Here is a 24,762-nt window from a genome sequence, read left to right on the forward strand (position 1 = left end):
CGTAATGAAATAGTCACCACGTTTACCCGGAATTCATCTCACACCAACGTGATTTACACCTCCGACACCTACGCTGGGAGCTAGCTGGCAAGGGGAAGTTGTCAGCTACACCCCAAACGGGCTGCTCACCAGGAGCAACCCACTAGGAGTCAACCTTGCGAACCTATGTATTGGACACCTCGGTGTTGCTGTCCGACCCTCATGCACTCCGCAAGTTCGCAGAACACACGATTGTTCTGCCACTCGTTGTGGTGAGTGAACTTGAGGCCAAGCGACACCACCCAGAGCTCGGCTGGTTTGCACGAACCGCCCTGCGTCATCTGGAAGAGCTGCGCTACCAGCACGGACGTCTCGATCAACCAGTACCCGCCAATAATGAAGGCGGGTTTTTGCATATCGAGCTCAATCATTCCGACCCATCAATCCTGCCCGCGGGATTCCGAAACGACACCAACGATCACCGTATTCTGACGTGTGCTTTGAACTTGCAGTCAGAGGGGCACGACACCGTGCTGGTGACGAAAGACATTCCACTCCGCGTCAAGGCCGGTGCCGTCGGCCTGCCCGCAGATGAATACCATGCTCAGGATGTCGTGCTCACTGGCTACTCCGGTTTCGTTCATGTAGAAACCGGCGCTGACACCATCGACACGCTGTACCGCAACGGTTTCGTCGACCTCAGCGAAGAACAGACCACCGATGGTGAAATTGTCGCCGAGCTGCCCATCCACTGCGGTGTGCAATTGACCGCAGGTAGCCAATCTGCGCTTGGCCGCTTGGGCAAGGATGGCGTCGTCAAGCTTGTTCGTGGCGAGCTCGAAGCATTCGGTGTGCGCGGACGCTCTGCAGAACAGCGCATTGCGTTGGACCTACTTCTCGACGACTCCGTGGGCATTGTCTCACTCGGCGGACGTGCGGGTACTGGTAAGTCAGCGCTGGCGTTGTGTGCTGGGTTGGAGGCTGTGCTGGAGCATGGTCTGCATCGCAAGATTGTTGTCTTCCGTCCGCTGTATGCCGTGGGTGGGCAGAACTTGGGCTACCTGCCTGGTTCGGAAAACGAGAAGATGAATCCATGGGCGCAGGCAGTGTACGACACCCTGGAAGGCATTGTCAGCGACAACGTCATGGAGGAAATTCAGGCCCGCGACATGCTTGAAGTTTTGCCGCTGACGCACATCCGTGGTCGCAGTTTGCACGATAGTTTCGTGATCGTCGACGAAGCGCAGTCGCTGGAACGCAACGTCTTGCTCACCGTGCTGTCGCGACTGGGCAAGAACTCTCGCGTAGTGCTGACACACGATGTGGCGCAGCGCGATAACCTGCGCGTTGGCCGGCATGATGGTGTGCAGGCGGTTATCGAAAAGCTGAAGGGCCACGAGCTATTTGCACACGTGACCCTCAAGAGGTCGGAGCGCTCGCGTATTGCCGAGCTGGTCACCGACCTGTTAGAACAGGGCTAGTTGCCTGAGTCGCCGTCCAGGTTTTCCACCTGGATGGCAGCGAAGCTGGATGTTGCGGCGCGCTTGCGTCGCTCGCCAGCTTCTTGCTTTTCGCTCAACGTATCGACGAAGTCCGCAACTGTCGACGAGTCCACGTACTCAATGCGCTCAGGCAGAACATTCTCTGCGACCATGCGTTTCAGCACAGGAAGTTCGACGTACGAGGATGTCGCGCCCAGTGAGCGCACGGCCTGCGAGCCCGCGCACACAGCCAACTCAACGGCCTCCTGCAAGCTGGAGCCACGAGCTAGTTCAGCGGCGAGAGTGCCCGAGAAGGCATCGCCTGAACCCGTGCCGTCGATGACCTCATCAGCCGGAACGGTCACTGCTGGTTGGTACCAGAGCTTTCCATCACCGCCGTCTACTTCTGCTTCAGAGTAAACACAGCCCTTGTCGGACAGCGTCACCACAATAGAAGGGGCGTACTGCAGAAGCGCATCGATCTGTGTGGAGAGATCCCCACGACGAATGCCAGTGGTCAGATCGAGTTCCAACAACACTTCCCACAAACACCGGGTGTTCACGACAAGCGGATCTGCATTGTCAATCAGCGTTGGGGTTGCGACGGTCACCGGCGACAAATTCAACACAAACCGGGTACCGCTGAGGCTCGCCAGAGAGGCAAGAGTCTCGATTGCCTCGGGCATCAGCTCACCCTGGGACAGTAGAACGTTAGCTTTCGCGATGTCATCGGCGAAGTCTGTCGGGTCAGTCTCCATATTCGCACCGCGCTGCACAAAGATGCGTGGGGCGCCTTCGCGCTCGGATGCGATAAACGCGGTGCCAGTGGGGCGATCCCACGTCGTTTGTACCGCATGGACATCGACGCCCTTCGCAGTCAGTTCCGCTAGGACTTCGTCAGCAGCAATGTCTTCACCGACAGTGCCAAGGATTTTGGTTTGAGCCTCTGCGAGCGCAGCTGCAACAGCCTGGTTAGCGCCCTTGCCGCCGAGGGCTTTTACGCCTTCGTTGACAATCATGGTCTGGCCGGGCTCTGGAAACGTGTCAATGGACACCATCGTGTCTTGGTGAATAGAACCGCACACAACAACAGTCGGATTTGTACCCGAAATATTCTGAGCCATAACTCATACTCTGCCACGATCGCCGGACCCACGTGTTCGAAAACGGGTGAGGCGGGGGAAGAGCGCAAAAAAGTGCCCCCAGCAGGGCTCGAACCTGCGACCAGCGGATTATGAGTCCGCGGCTCTAACCGACTGAGCTATAGGGGCATCGCGATCCCCACAAAAGCCGGACAGTTGGGCGGTAAACACCCAGCAGCGACCGTCGTGAAGCGCGCAGGAACATGCTACCAAGGGGCGGTTTTTGCTTATGAATTGCGGTCGAAAAATGCCTCGACAGCCGTGATCCGGTGAACTCGCTAGGGTGAAGGCATGACGTCATCGCAAGAAGTAACTCCAGCTGATTCAGTCCTTTCTGTGTTGAGTTCCATTGATAATTGGCCGGTCCCGCGTGTGGCAGGAGCTGTGCGCGATGGCTCCGGCGAGTGGATTACGCACGGTGATATTAGGGACCGCTATGGTCTGGCTTCGGTGACCAAATTGCTGAGTGCGCACGCGATGTTGGTGGCGTATGAAGAGGGCGTGTTCGACCTGGATACGGATCTGTCGCCGCGCGGCCCGGAGGGGGCGACTGTTCGTCACTACTTGTCGCATGCCTCCGGCGTTGGCTTCGCATCGCCGAAGCCAGAGAAGCCTGTGGGAGAGCGTCGGCTATATTCGTCGGCAGGTTTTGATGTGGTGGCCGATGCAATCGCTGCTGAAACCGAAATGAGCTTCTCGGAGTACCTCCGCTTGGCGACGTTTGAGCCGTTGGGAATGGAATCGTCCGCGCTGCATGGTTCTGCCGGGCATGCGGGTGAAGGCAACGTTGTTGACTTAATGAACTTTGTGGACGAAATTCTGGAGCCAACGCTGCTTGATCCGGCGACGGTCGATGAAGCACTGACGGTGCAGTTCCCAGGTCTTAATGGTGTTGTGCCCGGCTATGGCCTGCAGAAGCCGGCTGATTGGGGGCTGGGTTTTCAGATTTACTCCCAGCCGGAATCCCGTGGCGGATTGTGGTTTGGCGCGGATATGCCGGGCGACACTGTGGGTCACTTCGGGCAGGCTGGAACATTCGTGTGGCTGCATAAGGCGACAGGGCGAGCGGCAATCGTGCTCACCGAGCGCCCATTCGGTGACTGGGCGAAGCCATTGTGGACTGAGTTCAATGATGCGCTGTGGCAGGCGCTTGACTCCTAAAACCTTCAAGTGTTGCTTGAATGAATGGGGGAATCAAGCAGCACTTTAGGGTTGTCGCGTCCTGCAACACGGGCCACACTATGGAACATAAATCACAACAGTGTGATGGTTCGGAACGAGGACGTAAGGGGAAGACGAGCCTCGTCTTAAGACATCCGCTGCTGGCCTGTGCGTGAGTTTCCTCGTGTGCAGGTGTCAGCGCGAGTGTCTTTCCATCGACCCACACAGGTATTTGTCATGCGCGAACACGCGTGCACGGGAGTTCTGTGGATCCACTCGGCTCCGCAGGCTCTGCAGCCACATCTCGTCTGGGCAATCGCTCGGGCTGGTTTCACCACGCCTGAAGGATTGCGACCAGAACGAGCAATGTGGCGTGTCCGTCCGGACAATCCACACAACAGCCATCGTCCACACGACAGTCACCGTCGAATCTGCGCCGAACTCAGTTGGCGCGCACAACCCGGCGCTGCAGAACAACTTGTTAGCGATTTGGAACGCTGGCCAGACCTGACTTTCGAGCTAGCTGTCGACGCACCGATTGGTGGCAACGGCGCGCGCTACTGCCGCGTGCCGGAACTAGGCATGTACGCGGCTGTCACGGACGACATCGGCAACGTCGTTCTGAACGAAAACACGATTCGGTCGATCATGCGGCGCCACGCAGGGGATAGCGCTGCCATGACTGAAGCCATGGATGAAGCGCTCGGCGGCCCGTGGGATCAGCATTTGGAAGCCCTACGCCCCGGAACCGCCGGCTATGCCGACGACGAGTGGATCATTGCACCCTGCGACGTCGTTCATCTCGACAACGTCCGCGACATCAGGGATACCCGCGCAGTCATGTAGCGCGCTCTGCCGCAATCACGCTGGCAGAGTGCGCCAAGTTCGCCAATCGGTCAATCGCCGAGCTAGTCCTCAATACGGTCAGTGAGATACGTGACGACGTCGCCAAGAGTGGTGAAACCAGCGATATCGTCATCTTCGACGCGCACGCCGATCTCTTCCTCACACCGGACCGCTAACTCGATGACACCGAGGCGATCTAGGCCAAAACTGGCCAGTGGTGCATCCAGTGCCGGTGGTGGGGCATCCTCACCGTCGGCGGACTCATCGCCAAACCCGCCAGAGACGCGACGCAGGATCTCCGTCACATCACCGCGGACGGCAGCTTTGCGGTCCTTAGGCTGATCCGATGCCGAAGCACCCGACGCGCCACCTTTCTTCTTTGATGAAGTGGTGGTGGCGTCGTCGGAAAGCAGAGCTCCAAGGGCTTCGCTCAAACTGCGAGTCATGAATCTAGGCTTCCGGCTCTGGGTTCGCGACTGCAGTTGGGTCGGTGATGCGGTACTTCTCGGCAGCCTGCTGAGCAAGCTCCGGATTGAGCTTGCCTTCGCGAGCCAGGCCCGCGAGAGCAGCAACCACGATGGATTCCGCGTCGGTGTTGAAGAAGCGGCGGGCCGCTTCGCGGGTGTCCGAGAAGCCGAAACCGTCACAGCCAAGCACGGTGTAGTCGCCTGGAACCCACTTGCGGATCTGCTCCGGAATCGCGCGCTGGAAGTCGCTGACTGCGATGAACGGACCATCTGCATTTTCGAGCTTGCGCTGGACAAATGGGCGCTCGTGGAACTTCGTTGGGTTCTGCAGAACCTCGGTTTCGCGAGCAAGGCCGTCGCGAGCCAGCTCGTTCCACGACGTCACCGAGTAGATGGACGACGGAATGTTGTATTCCTCTTCCAACAGTTCGGCTGCGCGCAAAGCTGCCTGCATGCCGATGCCCGATGCCAAGAGGTTGACGTGATTGTCGCCAGAACCTTCCTGGAACAAGTAGATGCCCTTGTGCAGGCCCTCGACATCGAGGTTCTCTGGCACTGGTGGCTGCTGCGTTGGCTCGTTGTAGATGGTCAGGTAGTAAATGACATCCTCGCCACGACCTTCGCCGTACATACGGTCGATGCCTTCACGAATCAGGTGTGCCGCTTCGTATGCGAACGCTGGGTCGTAGGTAACCACGGCAGGGTTGGTCGCAGCCAACAGTGGGGAGTGGCCATCCATGTGCTGTAGGCCCTCACCGGTCAGCGTGGTACGACCAGCAGTAGCGCCCAACAGGAAGCCACGTGCCTTCTGGTCGCCAGCAGCCCACATCGAGTCACCGGTGCGCTGGAAACCGAACATCGAGTAGAAGATGTACAGCGGAATCATGGCTTTGCCATGCGTTGCGTACGACGAACCCGCAGCCATGAACGACGCCATCGAGCCAGCCTCGTTAATGCCTTCGTGCAGGATCTGACCGTCAGTAGCTTCCTTATAGGACAGCATCAGCTCATGGTCAACCGGCACGTAGTTCTGGCCGTGTGGGTTGTAAATCTTCAGCGTAGGGAACCACGAGTCCATGCCAAACGTACGAGCCTCATCCGGAATGATCGGCACAAAACGCTCGCCGAGCTCCTTATCGCGCATGAGCTCCTTGAAGATACGCACCACAGCCATCGTGGTCGCAACCTTCTGCTTGCCCGACCCCTTCAAGATGCTCTTCAGCGTCTCCACTTCCGGCACCTTCAATGGGTCGTACGCTTCACGACGCTCCGGTAGGCAACCGCCCAGTTCCCTACGTCGATCCATCATGTACTGGATCTCAGGCGCATCTGGGCCTGGGTGGTAGTACGGAGGTAGATAAGGATCCTTTTCAAGTTCCTCATCGGAAATAGGGATCTGCTGCTTATCGCGGAACAACTTCAGGTCATCCAGCGTCAGCTTCTTCATCTGGTGGGTAGCGTTTCGGCCCTCGAAGTTGTGGCCAAGACCGTAGCCCTTAATGGTGTGCGCAAGGATGACCGTTGGCTGATCCTTGGTTTCCATCGCTGCCTTGTATGCGGCGTAAACCTTGCGGTAGTCGTGGCCACCACGGCGGAGATTCCAGATCTCGTCATCCGTCATATCCTCGACCAGCTTTGCCGTGCGCGGATCGCGACCGAAGAAGTGTTCGCGGACCCACGCGCCGTCGTTAGCCTTCAGCGTCTGGTAGTCACCGTCAACGAACGAGTTCATCAGGTTAACCAGGGCACCGTCGTTGTCCTTCTCGAACAGGTGATCCCAATCGCGACCCCAGACAACCTTGATGACGTTCCAGCCAGCACCACGGAAGAACGACTCGAGCTCCTGAATAATCTTGGTGTTGCCTCGAACAGGGCCGTCGAGACGCTGCAAGTTACAGTTCACAACGAACGTGAGGTTATCCAGGTTGTTCAGCGCAGCATGCTGAATCAGACCGCGTGATTCTGGCTCGTCCATCTCGCCGTCGCCAAGGAATGCCCAGACATGCTGCTGGGAGGTGTCCTTGAGGCCGCGGTCGTGGAGGTAGCGGTTAAAGCGCGCCTGGTAAATGGCATCCATTGGGCCTAGACCCATCGACACCGTTGGGAACTCCCAGAAATCAGGCATGCCATGAGGGTGTGGGTACGAAGGGATACCGCCGCCTGGGTGGGATACTTCCTGACGGAAGCCATCGAGGTCATCCTCTGTCAGACGGCCTTCAAGGAACGCACGGGCGTACATGCCAGGGGAAGCGTGGCCCTGGTAGAAGATCTGGTCGCCACCACCTGGATGGTCCTTGCCACGGAAAAAGTGGTTGAAGCCGACTTCGTACAGCGGCGCCGACGAAGCATAAGTAGAAATGTGGCCACCCACGCCAATGCCTGGTCGCTGTGCACGGTGCACCATGATGGCTGCGTTCCAGCGCATCCACTTGCGGTAGCGCCATTCGATCGACTCGTCGCCAGGGAACTCAGGCTCCATGGTCGTTGGAATCGTGTTGACGTAATCCGTTGAAGTCAACGGTGGCAGCGCGACGCGCTTGGCGGTGGCGCGCTCGAGCAAGCGCAGCATGAGGAAGCGGGCGCGATCCGGGCCGGCTTCTTCAAGCAGTCCGTCGAGGGATTCAAGCCACTCGCTTGTCTCCTCAGGGTCCGTGTCCTTTAGATACGAGGCAACTCCGTCTCGGATCAGAGCGAAATTAGAGTCGTCAATATGCCGATCAGTCGAGTCTGACATCGGATACCTCCCATGGAAATTGTTTGTTGTCACTCACTCTACGTTCGTCCCGAAAAGGACGCACGTACCTCGTCTTCACAAAGCAATTAAGAATTAGGGCAGGTTCACACTTCGCGACGATAACCGTCGCCAATGTTTATGGATTCTCTAACAATATGGCCCCAATAGCTGTGAAACTCGTGGTTGGGCGCTAAACTTTGCGGGAGTACATTTTTCACAATGGCCCAGCGAGAAAACACTCGCGCAGAGCAATCTGCGTGCGGTACTCGCGTGAGGCCACGTTTTTAAGGAGGACACCGGAAGTGGTCGACGCCACGGGCGCTACTCGTGACTACGCAGAGCAGCTGGGAATTAAGAAGGGTCAGCTTGTTCAGGAAGTCGGCTGGGACGACGACTGCGATAGCGCAATTAGCGAGTCCATCGAAGAAGTTCTGGACGATGACTTGCTAGACGAAGACACCGATGAGGTTGTCGATGTCGTCCTGCTGTGGTGGCGCGCAGATGACGGTGATCTGGTCGACGGGTTGGTTGATGCCGCTCGTCCGATGGATGACAACGGCAGCATCTGGTTGCTGACCCCTGGTGCAGGCAAGCCTGGTGCAATCGAGCCTGGCCTGGTTGACGAATCCGCACAGCTTGCTGGTCTGACTGCTACTTCTGCTCTTCGTTTGGGCGATTGGCAGGGGCTGTGCCTCGTTCAGCGTGGGCATAAGCGAAACGTCTAAACAGCCTGTGAGCTGGGGATTAGGAACATTGGGTACATAGTGTGCTAATGTTTCGCGAGTAGCCAAGCACGGCAGGAACGCACTTTGTGCGTGGCTTGTTTTGTGCTCGGAGTACATGCGGCGATAGCTCAGCGGTAGAGCTCTGGTTTTACACACCAGCGGTCGGGGGTTCGAAACCCTCTCGCCGCACAACGAATCCCTATTCGATGTTTCATTAACATCGGGTAGGGATTTTTCATTTCACTTTCTTTCGCGCACTTATGACCGATCTAGCAACAATTTCTGCGTTTTTCTGTCGCGAATTGTTGCCCACTCGGTCATTAGTGGCGGCTCATTGATCGGAATACACCGTGCAGCAATTGTCCCGTCGCATCCAGCGGCACTGCGCAGTTTCCATTGCGGGACTCGCAACCGGCTACCTCGCCGACCGCCTCTTCGGCGATCCCGCCAAACACCACCCAGTTGCCATGTTAGGAACGGCTGCCACGTCACTGATTGACCGGATGTACGCCGACTCCCGTTCCCGCGGTGTTCTCTTTGCGACGATCGCGGTTGGCCTTCCCACCGTCGCCACAGCCGCACTGTCCCGGACTTCACCAGTGGTGCATTACGCTGCCTTGTCCGCCACGACATGGGCCGCTCTAGGTGGCACGACGCTAGCCACAACGGGAGAGCGAATGGCCAATCGAGTTGAGTCAGGTGATCTGGAGTCTTCCCGCGAGCTCATTCCGTGGTTGTGCTCGCGTGACCCTCAACAATTGGACCTCGCGGGCGTATCCCGAGCAACCGTCGAATCACTCGCTGAAAACACCTCTGATGCGGTGACCGGCACTCTGTTGTGGGGTGCTGTCTGTGGCGCTCCCGGAGTGGTGTTGCATCGCTGCGCAAACACGTTGGACGCGATGGTCGGCTATCGCACGGAGAAGTGGAACAACTTCGGGTGGGCATCAGCGGTATTCGACGATGCCGTCAATTATCTTCCCGCGAGGTGGACCGGCCTGGCGACGGTGCTGTCGGGGCCGAATCGTCGTGAAGCAATTGCTGCGTGGCGACGAGACGCAGGAAAGCACCCGAGCCCGAATGCGGGGATTCCGGAAGCGACAGCAGCAGCGGCATTGGGTGTCACCATCGGAGGGCGCACCGAGTACTTCGGAGGCGTGGAAGATCGGCCGACGATGGGGCAGGGGCCAGCTCCACGCGTAGCGGACGTGCGACGAGCGGTGGCCCTGACGAAAAAAGTCCAAGACATAAGCCTTGGACTTGTTCTTGGGGGTCTAGCGGTGTCGATGACGCTTGCGTCGACGGGGAAGCGCAACGGTGAAGCTGGGCGCTAGAAGCGCTCGCCACCACGTTTCTTAGGTCGACGCTGTCCGCCAGCTCGATGGCCGGAATCGCCGTAGCGCTGTGCTAGTCGCTGGGCGCGGAGATCCGTGTCGGCTGTCGCTGTAGGGGCAGGAGCGGGAGATGCCGGCTCGGCTGTCGACTCTGTTGGCGTGGTGGCATCTGGCTGAAAAGTTCCTGCCGATCGCGCAGAACCAGCAGACCCGGTTTTGGTCGACGATTTCTGCACCTGTCGAAGTGCTTCTTCCTGCTCCTCGCGGTCGCGACGCCGTTCGCGAAGCTCAGCAAAAATGAACCACACGACAGCGAGCGGAATAAGAATGCCAAACGCGACCCACTGAATGCCGTAGGACAAGTACGGGCCATCTTCGAGTTGTGGCAACGTGATTGCGTTGAGGACACCGTCGGAATTGTCGTCCAACTGAATCCAATCGTGCTCCAGCGTTGCCGTGCTGTCAGAATCCTTGGCTGTGGTGGTTTCCTTGTTCAGCTCATCGCCAACAAGCTCCGCGACCTGCTGCGTATTGATGCCATAGACCTGCGTCGGATCTTTGTCCGTCGCAGCGATTGGTGGTTTTTCCGGCGTGCGTTCGTTTGCTCGAACGAATCCCGACAGTGTCACCGACCCCTTCGGTGCCTCGGGAACGTCCGGCAACCCCGACGATGGCGGCGGCAAATAGCCACGATTGACCAGGTACACGGTGCCCGCGTCCGTTTCGAACGCAGTCAATACCTGAATGACCGGGTCCCCATCGACTGGTCGGTTACGCAGCAACACTTCGGCATCAGGAAGGAACTGGCCCTGCGCAGTAACGCGCGTCCATTCCTGCGTGTGCTCCAGCTTCTCTCCAGCGGGAAGAACCTTTGCGATGTCGACAGGTTCGCGCTCAAAGGCCTCTCGAAGCTGCTGGTTCCGTTCTTTCGTGGTTGCGTTCTTTCCCAACTGCCACGGTGCGAGGATCGTGAAAGCGATGTAGGAAAAGGCAATCGCAAGGATGACGATGAGAACCCAGCCGGGGGTTAGAAACTGACGGAGCTTGTTCATCACGACGCTGATTCTACGCTGTCGGCAGATTATGGCCTCTATCACCGAGTGGGAAATGGGATGGAGGAATTGGCTTCGATAAAATGGAACGACAGCTTAAATTGCAAGAAAGAGGATGCGTCTGTGTTCGAGAAGATTTTTTCGCCACGCAATCGCACCGTGTTTCGTCAGTTCCTGAAATTCGGAATGGTCGGTGGCACGGGCGTTTTGGTGAACACTCTCGTCGCAATAGCGACGCGCAAAGCTGGACTTGAGTTCGGCGTTACTGAACACGATGTCTTTGTGAACCTTTTGGGCACGCAGTGGAATGTGCGTTGGTCGCACGTGTACGCAACGATTGCATTCCTCATTGCCAACATGTGGAACTTCCAGCTCAACCGCTCCTGGACGTTCCGCACCGACAACCGTCCGAATTGGTTTCGCCAGTTTGTGCCATTCCTCATGGCTGGTTTATCTGGATTGTTGGTGACGTTTGTCGCCATCACCGTGCTCACCAACCCGACTTCGGCGTTGGCATTGCCGTCTGATGTTTTCGACAACTCGTCGGGACTTCGGACTGCGTTCTACTGGGCAAACCTGGTGGGCGTACTGCTGGGAACTCCGATCAACTTCCTCATCAATAAGTTGTGGACGTTCCGGGTACGCAAGGTACGACGCGGCAACGGTGTTGGCGAACGCGTCGAACTTAAAGAACTCTAATGTCGTGACAGCAAACAGCTAGCAGCTAGTAATCGGCAGCGGGCAACTAACAGGCTTATCGAGCCGAGACATCCGCGAGCAGGTTACGGGCATACGCCACGATGCCCGGGACTGCAGCCTCAATCTCTTCGCGAGTCTGCACGAAACCCTCCGGACCGCCGTAGTACGGATCGTCTACCTCAGCGCCTTCAGGAGATGCCGGGTCGAAAGAACGCATGAGCCGAACCCGTTCAGCAGGGATACCGCGAGCGATCAACTGAGAAACATGGCCCTGATCCATCGCGATGTACAGCGTTGCATCGACATGCTCTGCGCCAAGCTGCGCTGCCGTGTGCGAAGGGTCATAGCCGTTGTGGACCAATTCACGCTGGGCACGGTCGTCGGCACCCTGGCCGACATGCCAGCCACCGATTCCGCATGATTTCACGAGGACATCGTCGGAAAGCTTCGCGTGTTCCAGGGCATCGCGGGCGATGATTTCAGCCATCGGCGAGCGGCAAATGTTACCTGTACACACAAACACCAGGTAGAGCGTTTCTGTGCGACCAGAACGATTCTGGAAAGTAGGCACCGTATTTCCCTTCATTGCTCGGGTGAGAGCACATATCCAAATGACTAGGGCCGACTGTAAAAGATAGACGGCTAACGAACTAGTGGGAAATCGGCTTCATCAGCTCAGCGCGAGAAGTCGTCGGACTTCCGCATCTAAATCTTCCGGTGAAGCTGCAGTAGACGAGGCGAGTGCGCGTTCCTCGTCATCTCCATAGCCCCAGCCGACAGCAATGGACGGAAGCCCGAACTGCGTTGCCGATGCGAAGTCATGAATACGGTCGCCCACCATGACCACGCCCGACGGCCACAACAGCTCGCCCTGCTCATCTGTGTACGCAATGCCCAAGCCTTGCAGCGTGTACTCAATCACGGCTGATTTCGTGCGCCGGGAGCCCGAATCATCCGCGGCACCAATGAAGTCGAAGAACTCCAGAAGTCCGAACGTGTCCAACACCTTCTTTGCGAAGTGTTCGCCTTTCGACGTCGCCGTCGCCAAGCGGAAACCACTGTCACGCCAACTCGTCAGTAATTCAGGCCAGCCGTCGAACATCGTGGTGTCGGCCCATCCGCCACTGCGCTGCTGGTGCATGTATGCATCCATCGCCGTTGCGACTGCAGCGGGACTCAACCCAAGCGCCGCCATCGACTCGACCATGGGTGGACCAGCGAGTTTTGCCATAAAAGCAGCATCGGGAGCTGGGTGGTCAATCGCAGCCATTGCCACCCGGAAACCATTCTGAATGCCGGGCAACGAATCTGAGATTGTGCCGTCGACATCGATGAGCACGGTAGGTGGGGAGACATTGGCTGTCGAAGTCATGGCTCTAGCCTAAGTGCGCTGCACGTGACCTGCAGAAGTGTCCGCACCGCCAATCACTACAGTTAAGTTCATGAGCACTTCCGGTCGTCCCGTTCCCGCGGATCTCCTTAGATACCACGGTGACGTCGCATCACGAACCGCCACCATCGATTTCGCCGTCAACGTTCGCGGCAGCATGCCCGACTGGCTCACCCACGCGTTGACCGATTCGCTCGGTGAGCTCAGCTCCTATCCAGATCCTGCTCTTGATGCAAAAGTCCGCACTGCACTCGCCACCAACCACGGGGTACACGCCGACAATATTCTGCTGCTATCAGGTGCTGCCGAAGGCTTCAGTTTGTTGCCGGATCTGCTTGTCGACGAGTCGTCGCAAAGCAATACACCACCAGCAATTGTGTATCCGCAGTTCACGGAACCCGAGGTAGCGTTCGCAGCTGCGGACGTTACTCCAGAGCAGGTCATTACGGATAAGCCGTGGGATATTGCGCAGGTATCGTCTAGCACCCGGCGGTGGCCGATGCTGGTGGTGGGGAATCCGACGAATCCGACCTCGCTTGTGCATTCGCGTGCAGATGTGTTGGCGCTGCGTGGACACACCGATCTGTTGGTGGTCGATGAGGCATTCATGGATGTGATCCATTCGGGAGACTATCCGGGCGGGGTGGACCCAAGTGTGGCGGGCTGTGTCAATGATGAGCTGGCGGGCGAAACACAAGGGGAACTACTGGTGCTGCGCTCGATGACGAAGACGTGGGCGCTCGCAGGTCTTCGATGCGGGTATGCGATCGGGACGCCGGAGACACTCGCGAGGTTGGCGAAGCGTCGGCCGGCGTGGCCCATGGGGACGATACAAATGCGAGCGATGCTGGCGATCGCGACCCATGGCCCAGCTGAATTGCCGACCATTCGAGATGCGATCAAAGCCGAGCGGAAGGACATGGTCGACATTCTTCGCGACGCCGAATGGTCCGTCGCACCGGGGCAGGGGCCCTTTGTGCTTGCAACACCACCAGTGGCGAATGCGGAAGTCGCTCGCGAGTATCTCCACGACCGTGGCATCGCTGTACGACGATGCGACACCTTTCCCGGGTTGGACAGCAGCTGGTGGCGACTAGCAGTGCGTGAATCCGCACAAGTTCGTACGCTGGTTGCTGCAGTACATTCCTACGTGAAAGGGACCGATCATGAGCACTAACAACCCAGAGAGCATGCGCGCGACCGTCACTGTAGAAGACGTACGTCGCGTGATGGACACCGCGTACCCGCCACACTTGGCAGAGAGTTGGGACCGCGTCGGCCTGACGTGTGGTGATCCGGCAGAGCCAGTGCGTCGCATTGCAGTTGCACTCGAATGCACCGACGCGGTAGCTGACGCTGCGATCGAATCCGGAGCGGACATGATCGTGGTGCATCATCCGCTGATGCTGCGCGGAGTCACCTCCGTCGCTGCCGATACCGCGAAGGGGCGGATCGTACACAAGCTTATTCGTGCAGGTGTTGCACTGTTTTCGGCGCACACGAATGCTGACTCGGCTCGCCCTGGTGTCAACGACGAACTTGCCGAACTCCTTGGCGTGACCCCAGGTGCGCCCCTGGCTCCCAAGCCTGCACCAGCATTGGATTCATGGTCCGTGAAGGTTCCAGAGTCACATGCAGAAGAAGTAAAGAAGGCTGTGTTTGACGCAGGTGCTGGCACCATCGGCGAATACTCTGAGTGCGCGTTTACGCTTGCAGGCACCGGACAGTTCACACCATCGGACGATGCCGAACCTTTCCTGGGTGCTGCTGGCGCAACCGAACAGGTCAACGAACTACGCATCGAGTTTGTTGCACCCAAGTCCATTCGCACCCGCGTGTTTTCCGCACTGGTGGCAGCTCACCCATACGAAGAGCCAGCGTTTGACATCGTGGAATCTCAGGCAACAGGCCTCAAGCCAGAGGAGTTGCCGGGTATTGGTCGCGTCGGCACGCTCGATTACCCAATGCGATTCAAGGACTTCGTCGAGCGCGTTGCCGAGCGTCTGCCAAAAACCGAATGGGGAGTACGCGGAGCGGGCGATCCCGAGCGAATGATCCACACCGTTGCCGTGGCCTCAGGCTCCGGCGACTCTTTCCTGGACACCGTACACAAGCTTGGTGTCGATGCCTTCGTGACATCCGACTTGCGCCACCATCCTGTCGACGAAGCACTCCGAGTAGGTGGGCCACAGGGCGAAGCCGCCCCATGCATCGTCGACACCGCCCACTGGGCAAGCGAATTCCCGTGGTGCCGTCAGGCAGCAGATTTGCTGTCTGGAGAGCTAGGAATACCGGCGGAGGTGCTCTCCGAGCGCACTGACCCGTGGACGGTAGCGTCGCGCGGACGGTAACGTCGTAAAGCAAGAACTCAATACGCAACCAGAAAGCGAAAGTCCTTTTCTCATGAAAATCTCCATCGCAGACCAAATCAAGCTTCTCGAGCTGAGCGAGGCTCAAACAACGCTTGATGGGTTGGAAGCTCGACGGCATTCGATGCCAGAGCGCGGAGAACTTTCGCAGCTGATCGCAGAGCGCGCAAAGCACAAGACAAATGCTGCGAAATCGTCGCTCAATGCGACCGATCTCGGCAGCGAGATCCAGCGCATGGAATCAGACATGGAGAAGCTCAAGCGCCGACTGGATGCTAATCGACGGGCGCTGGGGGCTATCGAGAACACCGTTGGCCGCCGTGACGCTAAGCATGATCTGGAGTCGACACAGCGCCGAGTCGATGCATTGCAACGAAAGATTGACAATGCCAAGAGCATGCAGAAGGCACACGGTATCAATTCCGAGGTTGGTTTCGACGAGTTCGACGAAAAGGTACGCCACGCAGAGAAGAAGCTCGCCGATGCTGACGCTGATCTACGAGCGCGCATTGCTGGAGTGGAACGTCGCATGGACGAGCTTCGTGGCAGTCTGCCCAGTGACGTTCTGAAGATTTTCGATCGGCTGAGGGAAGAAAATGGCATTCCGGTTGCGCGTCTCGACGGCCGGACGTGCCAAAGCTGCTTCATGGAACTGGACATTTCGACGTTGAAGAGCTTCGACGCACAGCCTGCTGAAGCCGTCACCACCTGCCCGGAGTGCAATGCAGTCATTGTGCGTCCTCAGACTCTCGCCGCTGGTGACAAGGCATAAGACCACCATGACACTTGACACATCGGCCTCATCTGGAGCTGCCGACTCCGCGCCGGGCTGGACCGGAGCTGTGGGTGCGCCCACTCGACTGGTGCTGCTGCGACATGGGCAAACGCCTATGAGTATCCAGCGTCTGTACTCAGGTTCGGCATCCAATCCAGCATTGACGGATCTGGGACACACACAGGCGCAGGCGGCTGCTGAACAAATTGCAGCTCAAGCGGGTGGGAAACCATGGAATTTTGCTGGAATTGTCGCCTCTCCACAGTTGCGGGCGCAGGAGACGGCACAGTACGTCGCACAGCACCTTGGCCTAGACGTCGACACTGACGAGGATCTCCGCGAGACCAATTTTGGTGAGTGGGAAGGGTTGACCTTTTCGCAGGCGCGGGCAAAGACTCCAGACGAGCACATGACGTGGCTGCAAGACCCGACCGTGCCACCCCCAGGTGGGGAAGCATTCGCTGAGGTGGATGCGCGAGTTGCTGAAGCACGAGCGCGGATCACCCAGCGCTATGGTGCAACGGATGTGCTGGTGGTCAGTCATGTCACCCCAATTAAGGCGCTGCTGCGACAGGGGCTAGCTGCGGGGTTTGAGCTATATACGCGGCTTCACCTGGACTTGGCATCCATTTCTGTGGCCGAGTTTTATGCAGATGGGCCGACCTCCGTCACCCTGATTAATGAGACAGCGCACTTGCGGTAGACTTTCCGGACGTGAGCGAGCCAGCTGGATGGCCGCGGCACGGGGACCAATACTACAAGTGTCAGGCCCGGCGTCGAGGAAAGTCCGGACTCCACAGAGCACGGTGGTTGCTAACGGCAACCCGGGGCGACCTGCGGGACAGTGCCACAGAAAATAAACCGCCCGGGGCATCTTCGGATGCAACCAGGTAAGGGTGAAAAGGTGCGGTAAGAGCGCACCAGCATCGCAGGTGACTGCGGTGGCTCGGTAAACCCCACCGGGAGCAAGGCAAAAGGGCGCACTTTTGTGTGCCTGCGCGAATGATTGAGGGCTGCTCGCCTGAGTTCGCGGGTTAGCTGCTTCAGGCGTCCAGCAATGGAACGTCGAGATGGATGGTCATCACCTCGCCAAGGCGAAAGCCCTGGCGAGGGACATAATCCGGCTCATAGGTTGGCTCGTTCACGCCAACGTTTCCTGTGTTTTTACAGGAACTTCTCGTACGACGGAAGATCCAAGAAGCCGTTGCCGGACAGGCCTACGAGGATGACCGGGCCCGTCCCCGGAGCGCCCTTGTGCTGTTCAGCAACTTCAAATGCAGCTGCCAGAGCATGATTCGACTCTGGTGCTGGCACAGTTCCTTCACAACGCGCAAACGTAATGCCAGCAGCGAAAGCCTTTTCCTGCTCGACCGCAGTTGCTTCCATGAGCCCCTGATCCACAGCGTGGGAAACCATCGGCGCCATAGCGTGGTAGCGAAGGCCACCAGCGTGGATTGGATCTGGCACGAACTCGTTGCCGAGGGTGTGCATCTTTAACAGTGGGGTAAGCCCAGCAACGTCACCGAAGTCGTAGCGGTACTCGCCCTGAGTGAGCGAAGGACACTTGGCTGGTTCGGAGGCAATGATGCGTGGCGTGGTCTTGGTGTCCGGCAGAATGTCATTACTGGTGTTGTTGCCAACAAATGGGAAAGTCAGACCAGCCAGGTTCGAGCCACCACCGGCACAACCGACGACGACATCTGGGCCATCTTCGCCAAACATCGCAAGCTGCTTGGATGCTTCCAGGCCGATGATGGTTTGGTGCAGCATGACGTGGTTCAGCACTGAGCCGAGCGTGTATCGTGCTTTCACCTCGGACTTCACGGCAACCTCAATGGCTTCAGACACAGCCATGCCCAGCGATCCTGGGGTATCTGGAGTCTCTGCCAAGATCGCGCGACCTGCTTCGGTGAGATCGGACGGGGATGGGTGCACAGTGCCACCGAAGACTTCCATCAGCATGCGCCGGTATGGCTTGGAATCATACGATGCGCGGACCTGCCAGACTTCTACATCCAGGTCAAAGAACTGAGCTGCGAATGACAAGGACGCGCCCCACTGGCCAGCGCCGGTTTCAGTCGTCAGCTTTTGTACGCCATCAAGCTTGTTGTAGTAGACCTGCGCTACTGACGTGTTGGGCTTGTGGGAACCAATCGGTGATACGGATTCGTTCTTGTAGTAGATACGAGCCGAGGTGCCCAGTTCCTTCTCCAGCCGATGAGCACGTGCAAGTGGGGAAGGCCTCCAAATCCGGTAAATATCACGGATTGGCTCCGGGATTTCTACCCACCGGTCTGTCGAAAATTCCTGTTCGACGAGTCCCGTCGCAAAGATCTGCGACATTTCCTCCTTTTGCAGAGGCTCGCGGGTGCCTGGGTTGAGGTGTGGTGGCAGTGGCTCCGGGAAGTCAGCGGCCAGGTTGTACCAACGGGTGGGCATTTCGGACTCGGGCAGAATGGCCTTTGTCATCGTGTTTTCATTGAAATTGGACATGACCATACGCTACTGAGGCCAGCCCCGTGGGCGAGTCATCGGGTCGAGCGAATGTGAATCATGAAACTAATTAGCAGTATTGTGGTTGTCGCAACATCCGGCGAGTTGGCATTTCGGCCATTACTGTTGTCGATATGAAGCTGTACGCCGCCGAGTTGAACTTCCGTGAAATCGCCCAGGAACTTGGGATTCCGGAGACCTTTCCACCTGCCTTGCACGAAGAGGCGAAGCATGTTTCGGATCGGCGGGTGTCCAGAACGGATATGCGGCACGTGCCGTTTGTCACCATCGACCCTCCGGGCTCGATGGATTTGGATCAGGCAGTTTTCATCGAGAAGGTCGACGCCGGGTGGCGTGTCTTTTACGCCATCGCGGATGTAGGTGGATTGTTGGATCCACATTCGGAGGTTGCTCTCGAAGCTTTGCGACGTGGCCAGACCATCTACTTACCCGATGAACCAACTCGCCTTCACCCCGCCGAGTTCAGTGAAGGCGCAGCGAGCCTGCTTCCTGACCAAGACCGCGTCGCCCTCGTCTGGGACGTAATTGTCGGCGACGACGGAGAAGCCCAGTCCGCCGATATCTATCCGGCTCATATCCGCTCTGTTGCTCGCCTGGAATACATGGAGGTCCAGCGCAGCATTGACGCGGGTGAGCCGCATCCATCGATTGCGCTGCTGCCGGACGTAGGACGGGCACGACAAGGCTCCGCTTTGCGACGGAATGCCATTAATTTGCGGTTGCCGTCGCAAAGTGTGGTCCCGACCGATGACGGTCGGTGGGAACTTCGCCTTGATGATCGTCCGCCGGTAATGGACTGGAACTCGGAAATGTCGCTGCTTGCAGGCATGATGGCGGGCGAGATGATGGCGGAGGCTGGCATCGGTGTGATGCGGTCGCTGATGCCAGCGTCGAAAAAGGACACGCGTGAGTTCACTGTCGCTGCGCATGCGTTGGGGTTCGACCTCGGTACGGGTGGCTCGGGGAGCGCGAGTGGCGCGGGGGCCGAAGTGTCCATCGGTGAAATTGCACAGTTCCTGGCTGGAGTGGATGCATCGACCTCTCGGGGCATGGCAGTGATGAAGGATGCAGCACGCCTTTTGCGCGGGTCTGGATATGTCCGCGTGGGTACGACGGACGAGATGCCGGTGCATGCTGGTGTAGGTGGCTCGTACGCACATGTGACGGCACCGCTGCGCCGACTGATTGACCGTTTTGGACTGGAGTACTGCCTGGCCATTGCGGCGCAGCGCAGGGGAGAGACAGCGTCGATCGAAGTGCCTGCGTGGGTGGATGAGCAGATTGATCAAGCTATTGACTCGATGAAGTCGTCATCAGCGCTGGCTTCGAATGCCGATCGTGCGTGCTTGAATAAAACCGAAGCCGTTGTGTTGGAGCCGTGGGTCGGGCATACGTTTGATGCTGCCGTGTTGCACAACAAGGGGGAGAAGTCCGAGGTATTCGTGGAAAATCCACCTGTATTTGCGAACTGTGTTGGCGCACCTGAGGAAGGCACCCAGCAACTGGTGAGCTTGATCCGCGCAGTGCCGGCAGAACTCGATGTCGAGTTTGCCTGGCCAGCGGATTAAACAGATATAGCAGACTAGGCGTCGACGACGGCAGCGCCTGCGGAGGTGTCCTCGATTGCGATGACGCGACCACAATTGCCGGTGATTACGGTTGCGAGTTCGCCAGCTTCTTCTGGCGAACACCACACGACCATCGAAGCACCTGGGGCGGGAACACAGCGGACAACGATATCGTCAGCTGCGCCCTCAAGCAGACGAGCCAGCGTCGAACCTTCCGCAGGTGCGGAATCGCGCTCGGCAATATCTCGCTTCACCCCGGAGAGCACGGCAGCCAAATCTGCGTGGCGGAGGTGCCCAGACACAGCGCGCGCACGGTCGGAGCTTCCCGACGCTTCGTCCAGCCATTGGTTGGCGCGGCTGATAGTTGGCACGTCGTCGTCAGGATGAACTTCGTGGCGAGCCCGAATCCAATCAAGCACCCGTGGCTGTGCTTCTGGCAGACCATGGAGCGTTTCGACGCCGAACGCTGCGCAGGCCTCATCGAAAAAGACCTGGCGATCAACTTGTGGCGAACCACCGGTAATGTCCGGCGAATACGCAACGAGCAACGCTAACGACTGTGGGCGCTCGACCTGGGTTACTGCATCATCGGAATGATTGCAGCACAAGACAGAATCTGGGCGACTGCGGAGCGACACTGTGTATGGGTGCAAAGCCCACTGAGGACCGAAATGTGGCAGCGAGACTTCGTGCATTGCTGTTGCGAATCGAGCACGAGTTGGCACATCATCTCGATCTCCCCACCGAGCATTGAGTGCCAAGGCAAGGGCCGACTGAATAGCCTGCAGCTCGCCAAGCCCACGACGTTCCGGAATGGTGGAAACGACAGTGACTTTCACACCGCCTGAAGTGCGAGGCACGAGATGAACTGAATGCTGCAAAGCGATGATGGCAGCAATCACAGCGGTCACGACAGGTGGGTATGCCTCCGGCACAGAATCCGGGTAGGGCATACGGTGTTCTTCGCGACCAACAACCACGACGAGTTCTTGTTCAGGAATCTCTTCCACACCAACTGCTGCGTAAACAGGAATTGCAGAGGCAAGGAGCATGCCACCTGTAGCTGCGCATTCTTCGCCCAGCAAATCGACCGACCCTGGGGCGAAAGCCACCGAAGCGCCGTCACCAACTACATCGAACACCTTGTTGACGACAGTGGGAGCGGCAGACATGAAGCACCTTTCGCTAGCGTGGGTAGAAAGAACAGCGGATGAGCAATATTGAATTGGCAGCCGGGAAACCGCAGTAATGCGGTTTCGCACATGCTAATCGAAACTTTGTGAAAGTCTTATTTAATATACCCGTTGCACTAGAAGGAGGCCGAGCTATGTTTGGCAAGAATGATAATCCCGATGCCGATAACTCCTGGTACTACCGTCCGTCGACTGGTGAAGTCTTCAAGGGCAAAGCCACCGGCTGGGATGACCGCATGGGGCCGTACGACTCCGAAGCGGAAGCACGAGCAGCTATGGAGCGCGTCGCAGCGCGTAATGAAGCTGCTGACGATTGGGACGAAGAAGACGACGAGTGGGGCAAGCCTGCAGCCACCTCTGACAAGTAGGTCATAGCGGGGCAGAATCCCTGCTTAGCCAGTGAAGCCCCGAATACAAGAAAACCTCCGTACCCGCCACGGTACTGAGGTTTTGTGATTTTCTACGGGCCGTCGTAAAGCCCGCGGAAGCTACTTCTTCAGCTTCTCCTTCAAGGCCTTTGCAGCCTTTTCCGCCTTCTTCGCGGAACGGCGGTCGGCCTTTGCCTGAGCCTTCTCAATCTTTGCTTCCAACTTCGCGAATGCCTTGATCACGCCTTCCACGTCATCGTCGTATGCCTGCAGGGAGACGAGGCCGTCGTACCGCTCGATCTGGTACAGAACGCCGTAGCCGAACGTGTCCTGGTCATGGACCTGAGCGCGACGAGCCTTCTCCAAGAGCACCTCGCGGGCCGTGCACGTGTCCTGGAAATCGCCCAAAGAGGACTGCAACTTCTTGCACGCTGCGTACAGCTTGTCGGTAGGCAGACCCGTTGCCCGTGCAGCTTCCGCAGAGTAGCGGACCTTCTTGGCAGCCTTACGAACGTCGTGGAAACGCTCCTCACGATCCCGAACCGACAAGGACTGATCCTCGCGGCCAGCGATGGCTGCACGGTGGCGACGCTCAAACTTCTTGTACGTGCCACGCAGGTGCTTCGCCAGCACACGATTGGTTTGTTCACGCACCTCTTCCGGAGTCAGCTCGCGCTTCTCCTCAGTCTCCGGAGTCAGCTCGCGCTTCTCCTCAGTCTCCGGAGCAGGCTGGGGCTCAGCAGTTTCAGTTTCTGCGGCGTCTGCTGGCTCCGCTTCTGGCTCCGGCTTTGCGACGGCCGCCGCTACCTCAGCCTCCGAATCAGCCTCGGCGTCGTCGTCGATGAGTGCGGTTGCTGGGGTGGCCACTGGCGCGGTTTCAACGATCTCGCCAGTCTCGGTGCGATCAAAGTCCTCGTGCTCAGGTGCTTCTGGAGCTTCGAGAGTGACGTCTGGATCGGTATCCTTCACTGCCTGAGTTTCCTCGGCCTCGTGCTCATCCTCAGGATTCACCGGGGGATTGGCAAGAAGATCCTCGAGATCGTCGAGAAGTGTCAGGTACCGATTGGAATCCAACGCGAACACGCAGTGCTTATGCGCGCGGTCGTAATCGCGACGGATATCGGTGATCAGATTCTCGCGCGTCTCGCCGCTAATCACATCGGCTTCGTCGCGCTTGAGCTGGTTCTCGAAACGCTCGGCAACGACTTCTGCATCGCGAGCGACACCAAGAATGCCGGCAAGCACCTTCAGCTCGTTCTCGATACGAGAAATCTGTGGTCCAACCAAAATGCCATGGAACGTCTGCATGTGGCTGCGCAGCTCACGGGTGGCCACACGCATCTGGTGCACGGAGTCCCATTCGTCGCGACGTACTGCAGGATCAACTTCAATGAGCTTTGCGACGTTCGCCGCCAACGCATCAACTACCGCGCGACCGGGGGTGCCTTCGGGGAGGTCCGCCGGGGCAGGCGGAAGCGGTGCCGAGTTCACCGAGTCGCCGAGGGCAGATGCCAACTTCGAAGGGCTATCGGACTCCACAGCGCCAGCGACCTTCAACACGGCAGTCAGTCGGTCCATCAGCTCGGTGCCCTCAGGGGTCTCCGCGATGTCACCGATCAGCTCGATTTCCCACTCGCGCCACGTGGTTTCCTCGCCACCTTCGAGGAACGACTTAGCTGTCACATGATCATCGCAGAACTCAGCGATAGGAGATCCCGCCGCGTCAAAAAGCATGGTGACGTGACGCTCATTATCCACCTGTGCAACAGGCTTCAATTCGTGGTTGCGTACCAACGAACGCACTGGTGCCAGGAGAGATGCAGGGACATCATCCTGCATCGGTGCACCGTACTCCATACGTCCATTCGCTGCTGGGGTTTTCAAATGCCAGCCGGCATCGGGGCCGCCAGTGCGTCGTCGTAAAGTGCGCTTATTTCGAGTGAGGCGGAGGTCCTCAGTATCGAAATAGATTGCTGAGAGCTCACGGATTTCGGTGGTGGAAGAACCAACTCCGGGAACGAAATCGAAGCTGGGTGCAACGGCGTTAGGACCGGCAACAAACTTCGCTTCGATCTCGAGATTCTTGGTCGGAGCATCCTGTGGGGCAGCTTTTTCAGTCATGCCCCCGATTCTACCCCCGAAAACCTAAATTCCTAACCTGAGAAATTCTGTGCCTCGGTGGGGAAAGAGCGGTTTTCTACTTGGCGCTTGTATTCGGCAGCACCGTCGGTGAGCATCTGCCCAACTTCAGCAAAAACCGAGGAGAACGACGGGCGTCGACCATCGGCAGGGACAGCAAAAGCGTCCTGCCACACGAGGACCTGGCCATCACACTGATTACCGGCACCGATGCCACACGTTGGAATCGGGGATTCCTTCGTGATCTCGGCAGCCAAATCTGCTGGCACCATTTCCATCACGACAGCAGCGGCACCGGCCTCGGCGACAGCCTGGGCATCTGCTCGCAACTGGTCAGCACCGGCACCACGACCCTGAACCTTAAAACCGGACAGAGCATTCACGGACTGAGGCGTGAACCCGATATGCGCCATCACCGGAATGCCGGCATTGGTGAGTGCTTTAATGCGAGGTGCGATACGAACGCCACCCTCGATTTTCACCATGTGGGCACCAGACTCACGCATCATGCGCGCTGCGCTCAGCACCGCCTGCTCATCGGAAGCTTCGTATGTGCCAAATGGTAGGTCGGCGACAACAAGCGAATTAGGGGCACCACGAACGACCGCCTTGTTGAGCGGAATAAGTTCATCGAGCGTGATTTCTGCAGTAGTGGGGTATCCATACATGACATTCGCGGCAGAATCTCCTACCAGGAGAACTTCGATTCCTGCGTTGGAAAACGCGCGAGCCGTCGAGTAGTCATAGCAGGTCAGCATGGCCCAGGGGCGAGATTCTTCTTTCCACTTGGCCAGGTCGCTAATACGAATCTTGCGGGTACTCATAC

22 protein-coding genes, 2 tRNA genes and 1 other RNA gene are annotated in these 24,762 nt (G+C 58.1%); 14 read left to right on the plus strand and 11 right to left on the minus strand.

Going from position 1 to position 24,762, the window contains the following annotated elements:
- The first annotated feature begins 155 nt into the window (after positions 1-155).
- Positions 156-1,460: a PhoH family protein gene (locus WG934_RS07765; RefSeq protein ID WP_339979546.1), complete on the plus strand. Its 1,305-nt coding sequence runs from the start codon at positions 156-158 to the stop codon at positions 1,458-1,460.
- Here WG934_RS07765 and WG934_RS07770 read toward each other — a convergent pair.
- Together WG934_RS07770 and WG934_RS07775 are read right to left on the minus strand one after the other, a co-directional pair.
- Positions 1,457-2,584, minus strand: a complete 1,128-nt coding sequence (locus WG934_RS07770) for a PfkB family carbohydrate kinase (RefSeq protein ID WP_339989571.1) — start codon at positions 2,582-2,584, stop codon at positions 1,457-1,459. The two genes, WG934_RS07765 and WG934_RS07770, sit on opposite strands and share 4 nt — an antisense overlap.
- A 73-nt stretch (positions 2,585-2,657) precedes the next feature.
- A tRNA-Ile gene (locus tag WG934_RS07775) sits at positions 2,658-2,731 on the minus strand.
- A gap of 162 nt (positions 2,732-2,893) precedes the next feature.
- Between WG934_RS07775 and WG934_RS07780 the strand changes: the two genes are divergently transcribed.
- Both WG934_RS07780 and WG934_RS07785 read left to right on the plus strand, forming a co-directional pair.
- Entirely contained in the window at positions 2,894-3,763 is an 870-nt protein-coding gene (locus WG934_RS07780; protein WP_339979551.1) for a serine hydrolase domain-containing protein, read from the plus strand.
- A 237-nt stretch (positions 3,764-4,000) separates the two neighbouring features.
- Entirely contained in the window at positions 4,001-4,609 is a 609-nt protein-coding gene (locus WG934_RS07785) for a DUF3145 family protein (RefSeq protein ID WP_339989573.1), read from the plus strand.
- A 62-nt stretch (positions 4,610-4,671) separates the two neighbouring features.
- Here the strand turns inward: WG934_RS07785 and WG934_RS07790 are convergent, their stop codons facing one another.
- Both WG934_RS07790 and aceE read right to left on the minus strand, forming a co-directional pair.
- Entirely contained in the window at positions 4,672-5,055 is a 384-nt protein-coding gene (locus WG934_RS07790; protein ID WP_339979556.1) for an acyl carrier protein, read from the minus strand.
- Between the two features lie 4 nt (positions 5,056-5,059).
- Complete coding sequence (aceE, locus tag WG934_RS07795; protein ID WP_339989574.1) at positions 5,060-7,810, minus strand: pyruvate dehydrogenase (acetyl-transferring), homodimeric type; 2,751 nt, start codon at positions 7,808-7,810, stop codon at positions 5,060-5,062.
- A gap of 302 nt (positions 7,811-8,112) precedes the next feature.
- Here aceE and WG934_RS07800 point away from each other — a divergent pair, with 302 nt between their 5' ends.
- The 3 genes from WG934_RS07800 (at position 8,113) to cbiB (ending at position 9,869) form a co-directional block, all read left to right on the plus strand.
- Positions 8,113-8,535 (plus strand): DUF3052 domain-containing protein, encoded by a 423-nt coding sequence (locus WG934_RS07800; protein WP_339979560.1) that lies wholly within the window; start codon positions 8,113-8,115, stop codon positions 8,533-8,535.
- A gap of 117 nt (positions 8,536-8,652) precedes the next feature.
- Positions 8,653-8,724 (plus strand) — tRNA-Val (locus WG934_RS07805).
- Positions 8,725-8,894: 170 nt separating this feature from the next.
- Entirely contained in the window at positions 8,895-9,869 is a 975-nt protein-coding gene (gene cbiB / locus WG934_RS07810; RefSeq protein ID WP_445228229.1) for an adenosylcobinamide-phosphate synthase CbiB, read from the plus strand.
- Here cbiB and WG934_RS07815 read toward each other — a convergent pair.
- Positions 9,866-10,921, minus strand: a complete 1,056-nt coding sequence (locus WG934_RS07815) for an SURF1 family cytochrome oxidase biogenesis protein (protein WP_339989639.1) — start codon at positions 10,919-10,921, stop codon at positions 9,866-9,868. The genes cbiB and WG934_RS07815 overlap by 4 nt on opposite strands.
- 123 nt (positions 10,922-11,044) lie before the next feature.
- On the opposite strand from WG934_RS07815, the gene WG934_RS07820 reads away from it, so the two are divergent.
- A complete protein-coding gene (locus WG934_RS07820) occupies positions 11,045-11,620 on the plus strand; it encodes a GtrA family protein (protein ID WP_339989577.1) in 576 nt (191 codons plus the stop codon).
- A gap of 55 nt (positions 11,621-11,675) precedes the next feature.
- On the opposite strand, the gene WG934_RS07825 is transcribed toward WG934_RS07820, so the two are convergent.
- Complete coding sequence (locus WG934_RS07825; RefSeq protein ID WP_339979565.1) at positions 11,676-12,191, minus strand: low molecular weight protein-tyrosine-phosphatase; 516 nt, start codon at positions 12,189-12,191, stop codon at positions 11,676-11,678.
- Positions 12,192-12,290: 99 nt separating this feature from the next.
- On the minus strand, positions 12,291-12,992 hold the full coding sequence (locus tag WG934_RS07830; RefSeq protein WP_339979567.1) for an HAD hydrolase-like protein: 702 nt from the start codon (positions 12,990-12,992) through the stop codon (positions 12,291-12,293).
- Between the two features lie 70 nt (positions 12,993-13,062).
- Here WG934_RS07830 and cobC point away from each other — a divergent pair, with 70 nt between their 5' ends.
- From cobC to rnpB, 5 genes are all read left to right on the plus strand, one after another.
- Positions 13,063-14,187: an Rv2231c family pyridoxal phosphate-dependent protein CobC gene (cobC, locus tag WG934_RS07835; protein ID WP_339989579.1), complete on the plus strand. Its 1,125-nt coding sequence runs from the start codon at positions 13,063-13,065 to the stop codon at positions 14,185-14,187.
- Positions 14,177-15,361: a Nif3-like dinuclear metal center hexameric protein gene (locus tag WG934_RS07840; protein WP_339989581.1), complete on the plus strand. Its 1,185-nt coding sequence runs from the start codon at positions 14,177-14,179 to the stop codon at positions 15,359-15,361. The genes cobC and WG934_RS07840 overlap by 11 nt, the downstream gene beginning before the upstream one ends.
- Before the next feature lie 52 nt (positions 15,362-15,413).
- Positions 15,414-16,151: a zinc ribbon domain-containing protein gene (locus tag WG934_RS07845; protein ID WP_339989583.1), complete on the plus strand. Its 738-nt coding sequence runs from the start codon at positions 15,414-15,416 to the stop codon at positions 16,149-16,151.
- A gap of 7 nt (positions 16,152-16,158) precedes the next feature.
- Entirely contained in the window at positions 16,159-16,857 is a 699-nt protein-coding gene (locus WG934_RS07850) for a histidine phosphatase family protein (protein WP_339989584.1), read from the plus strand.
- A 16-nt stretch (positions 16,858-16,873) separates the two neighbouring features.
- An RNA gene (rnpB, locus tag WG934_RS07855) (RNase P RNA component class A) lies at positions 16,874-17,298 on the plus strand.
- A 20-nt stretch (positions 17,299-17,318) separates the two neighbouring features.
- Here rnpB and WG934_RS07860 read toward each other — a convergent pair.
- Entirely contained in the window at positions 17,319-18,653 is a 1,335-nt protein-coding gene (locus WG934_RS07860; RefSeq protein ID WP_445228221.1) for a TrpB-like pyridoxal phosphate-dependent enzyme, read from the minus strand.
- A gap of 128 nt (positions 18,654-18,781) precedes the next feature.
- On the opposite strand from WG934_RS07860, the gene WG934_RS07865 reads away from it, so the two are divergent.
- Positions 18,782-20,236, plus strand: a complete 1,455-nt coding sequence (locus WG934_RS07865) for an RNB domain-containing ribonuclease (RefSeq protein ID WP_339989587.1) — start codon at positions 18,782-18,784, stop codon at positions 20,234-20,236.
- Between the two features lie 14 nt (positions 20,237-20,250).
- Here the strand turns inward: WG934_RS07865 and WG934_RS07870 are convergent, their stop codons facing one another.
- Entirely contained in the window at positions 20,251-21,408 is a 1,158-nt protein-coding gene (locus tag WG934_RS07870) for a hypothetical protein (protein WP_339989589.1), read from the minus strand.
- A gap of 155 nt (positions 21,409-21,563) precedes the next feature.
- Between WG934_RS07870 and WG934_RS07875 the strand changes: the two genes are divergently transcribed.
- On the plus strand, positions 21,564-21,797 hold the full coding sequence (locus WG934_RS07875) for an SPOR domain-containing protein (protein ID WP_339989591.1): 234 nt from the start codon (positions 21,564-21,566) through the stop codon (positions 21,795-21,797).
- A 120-nt stretch (positions 21,798-21,917) separates the two neighbouring features.
- On the opposite strand, the gene WG934_RS07880 is transcribed toward WG934_RS07875, so the two are convergent.
- Both WG934_RS07880 and panB read right to left on the minus strand, forming a co-directional pair.
- Positions 21,918-23,918: a CYTH and CHAD domain-containing protein gene (locus WG934_RS07880; RefSeq protein ID WP_339989593.1), complete on the minus strand. Its 2,001-nt coding sequence runs from the start codon at positions 23,916-23,918 to the stop codon at positions 21,918-21,920.
- A gap of 32 nt (positions 23,919-23,950) precedes the next feature.
- Complete coding sequence (gene panB / locus WG934_RS07885) at positions 23,951-24,760, minus strand: 3-methyl-2-oxobutanoate hydroxymethyltransferase (RefSeq protein WP_339979594.1); 810 nt, start codon at positions 24,758-24,760, stop codon at positions 23,951-23,953.
- Positions 24,761-24,762 lie beyond the last annotated feature (2 nt).

Origin of the sequence: Corynebacterium sp. H78, assembly GCF_037572275.1 — a bacterium.
Taxonomy (GTDB): Bacteria; Actinomycetota; Actinomycetes; order Mycobacteriales; family Mycobacteriaceae; genus Corynebacterium.

Excerpts from the sequence above, each read along its gene's own strand:
- WG934_RS07770 (WP_339989571.1), bottom strand. The coding sequence starts at position 2,584 with ATGGCTCAGAATATTTCGGGTACAAATCCGACTGTTGTTGTGTGCGGT.
- WG934_RS07780 (WP_339979551.1), top strand. The coding sequence starts at position 2,894 with ATGACGTCATCGCAAGAAGTAACTCCAGCTGATTCAGTCCTTTCTGTG.
- WG934_RS07785 (WP_339989573.1), top strand. The coding sequence starts at position 4,001 with ATGCGCGAACACGCGTGCACGGGAGTTCTGTGGATCCACTCGGCTCCG.
- WG934_RS07790 (WP_339979556.1), bottom strand. The coding sequence starts at position 5,055 with ATGACTCGCAGTTTGAGCGAAGCCCTTGGAGCTCTGCTTTCCGACGAC.
- aceE (WP_339989574.1), bottom strand. The coding sequence starts at position 7,810 with ATGTCAGACTCGACTGATCGGCATATTGACGACTCTAATTTCGCTCTG.
- WG934_RS07815 (WP_339989639.1), bottom strand. The coding sequence starts at position 10,921 with ATGAACAAGCTCCGTCAGTTTCTAACCCCCGGCTGGGTTCTCATCGTC.
- WG934_RS07830 (WP_339979567.1), bottom strand. The coding sequence starts at position 12,992 with ATGACTTCGACAGCCAATGTCTCCCCACCTACCGTGCTCATCGATGTC.
- cobC (WP_339989579.1), top strand. The coding sequence starts at position 13,063 with ATGAGCACTTCCGGTCGTCCCGTTCCCGCGGATCTCCTTAGATACCAC.
- WG934_RS07840 (WP_339989581.1), top strand. The coding sequence starts at position 14,177 with ATGAGCACTAACAACCCAGAGAGCATGCGCGCGACCGTCACTGTAGAA.
- WG934_RS07845 (WP_339989583.1), top strand. The coding sequence starts at position 15,414 with ATGAAAATCTCCATCGCAGACCAAATCAAGCTTCTCGAGCTGAGCGAG.
- WG934_RS07850 (WP_339989584.1), top strand. The coding sequence starts at position 16,159 with ATGACACTTGACACATCGGCCTCATCTGGAGCTGCCGACTCCGCGCCG.
- WG934_RS07860 (WP_445228221.1), bottom strand. The coding sequence starts at position 18,653 with ATGGTCATGTCCAATTTCAATGAAAACACGATGACAAAGGCCATTCTG.
- WG934_RS07865 (WP_339989587.1), top strand. The coding sequence starts at position 18,782 with ATGAAGCTGTACGCCGCCGAGTTGAACTTCCGTGAAATCGCCCAGGAA.
- WG934_RS07870 (WP_339989589.1), bottom strand. The coding sequence starts at position 21,408 with ATGTCTGCCGCTCCCACTGTCGTCAACAAGGTGTTCGATGTAGTTGGT.
- WG934_RS07875 (WP_339989591.1), top strand. The coding sequence starts at position 21,564 with ATGTTTGGCAAGAATGATAATCCCGATGCCGATAACTCCTGGTACTAC.
- WG934_RS07880 (WP_339989593.1), bottom strand. The coding sequence starts at position 23,918 with ATGACTGAAAAAGCTGCCCCACAGGATGCTCCGACCAAGAATCTCGAG.
- panB (WP_339979594.1), bottom strand. The coding sequence starts at position 24,760 with ATGAGTACCCGCAAGATTCGTATTAGCGACCTGGCCAAGTGGAAAGAA.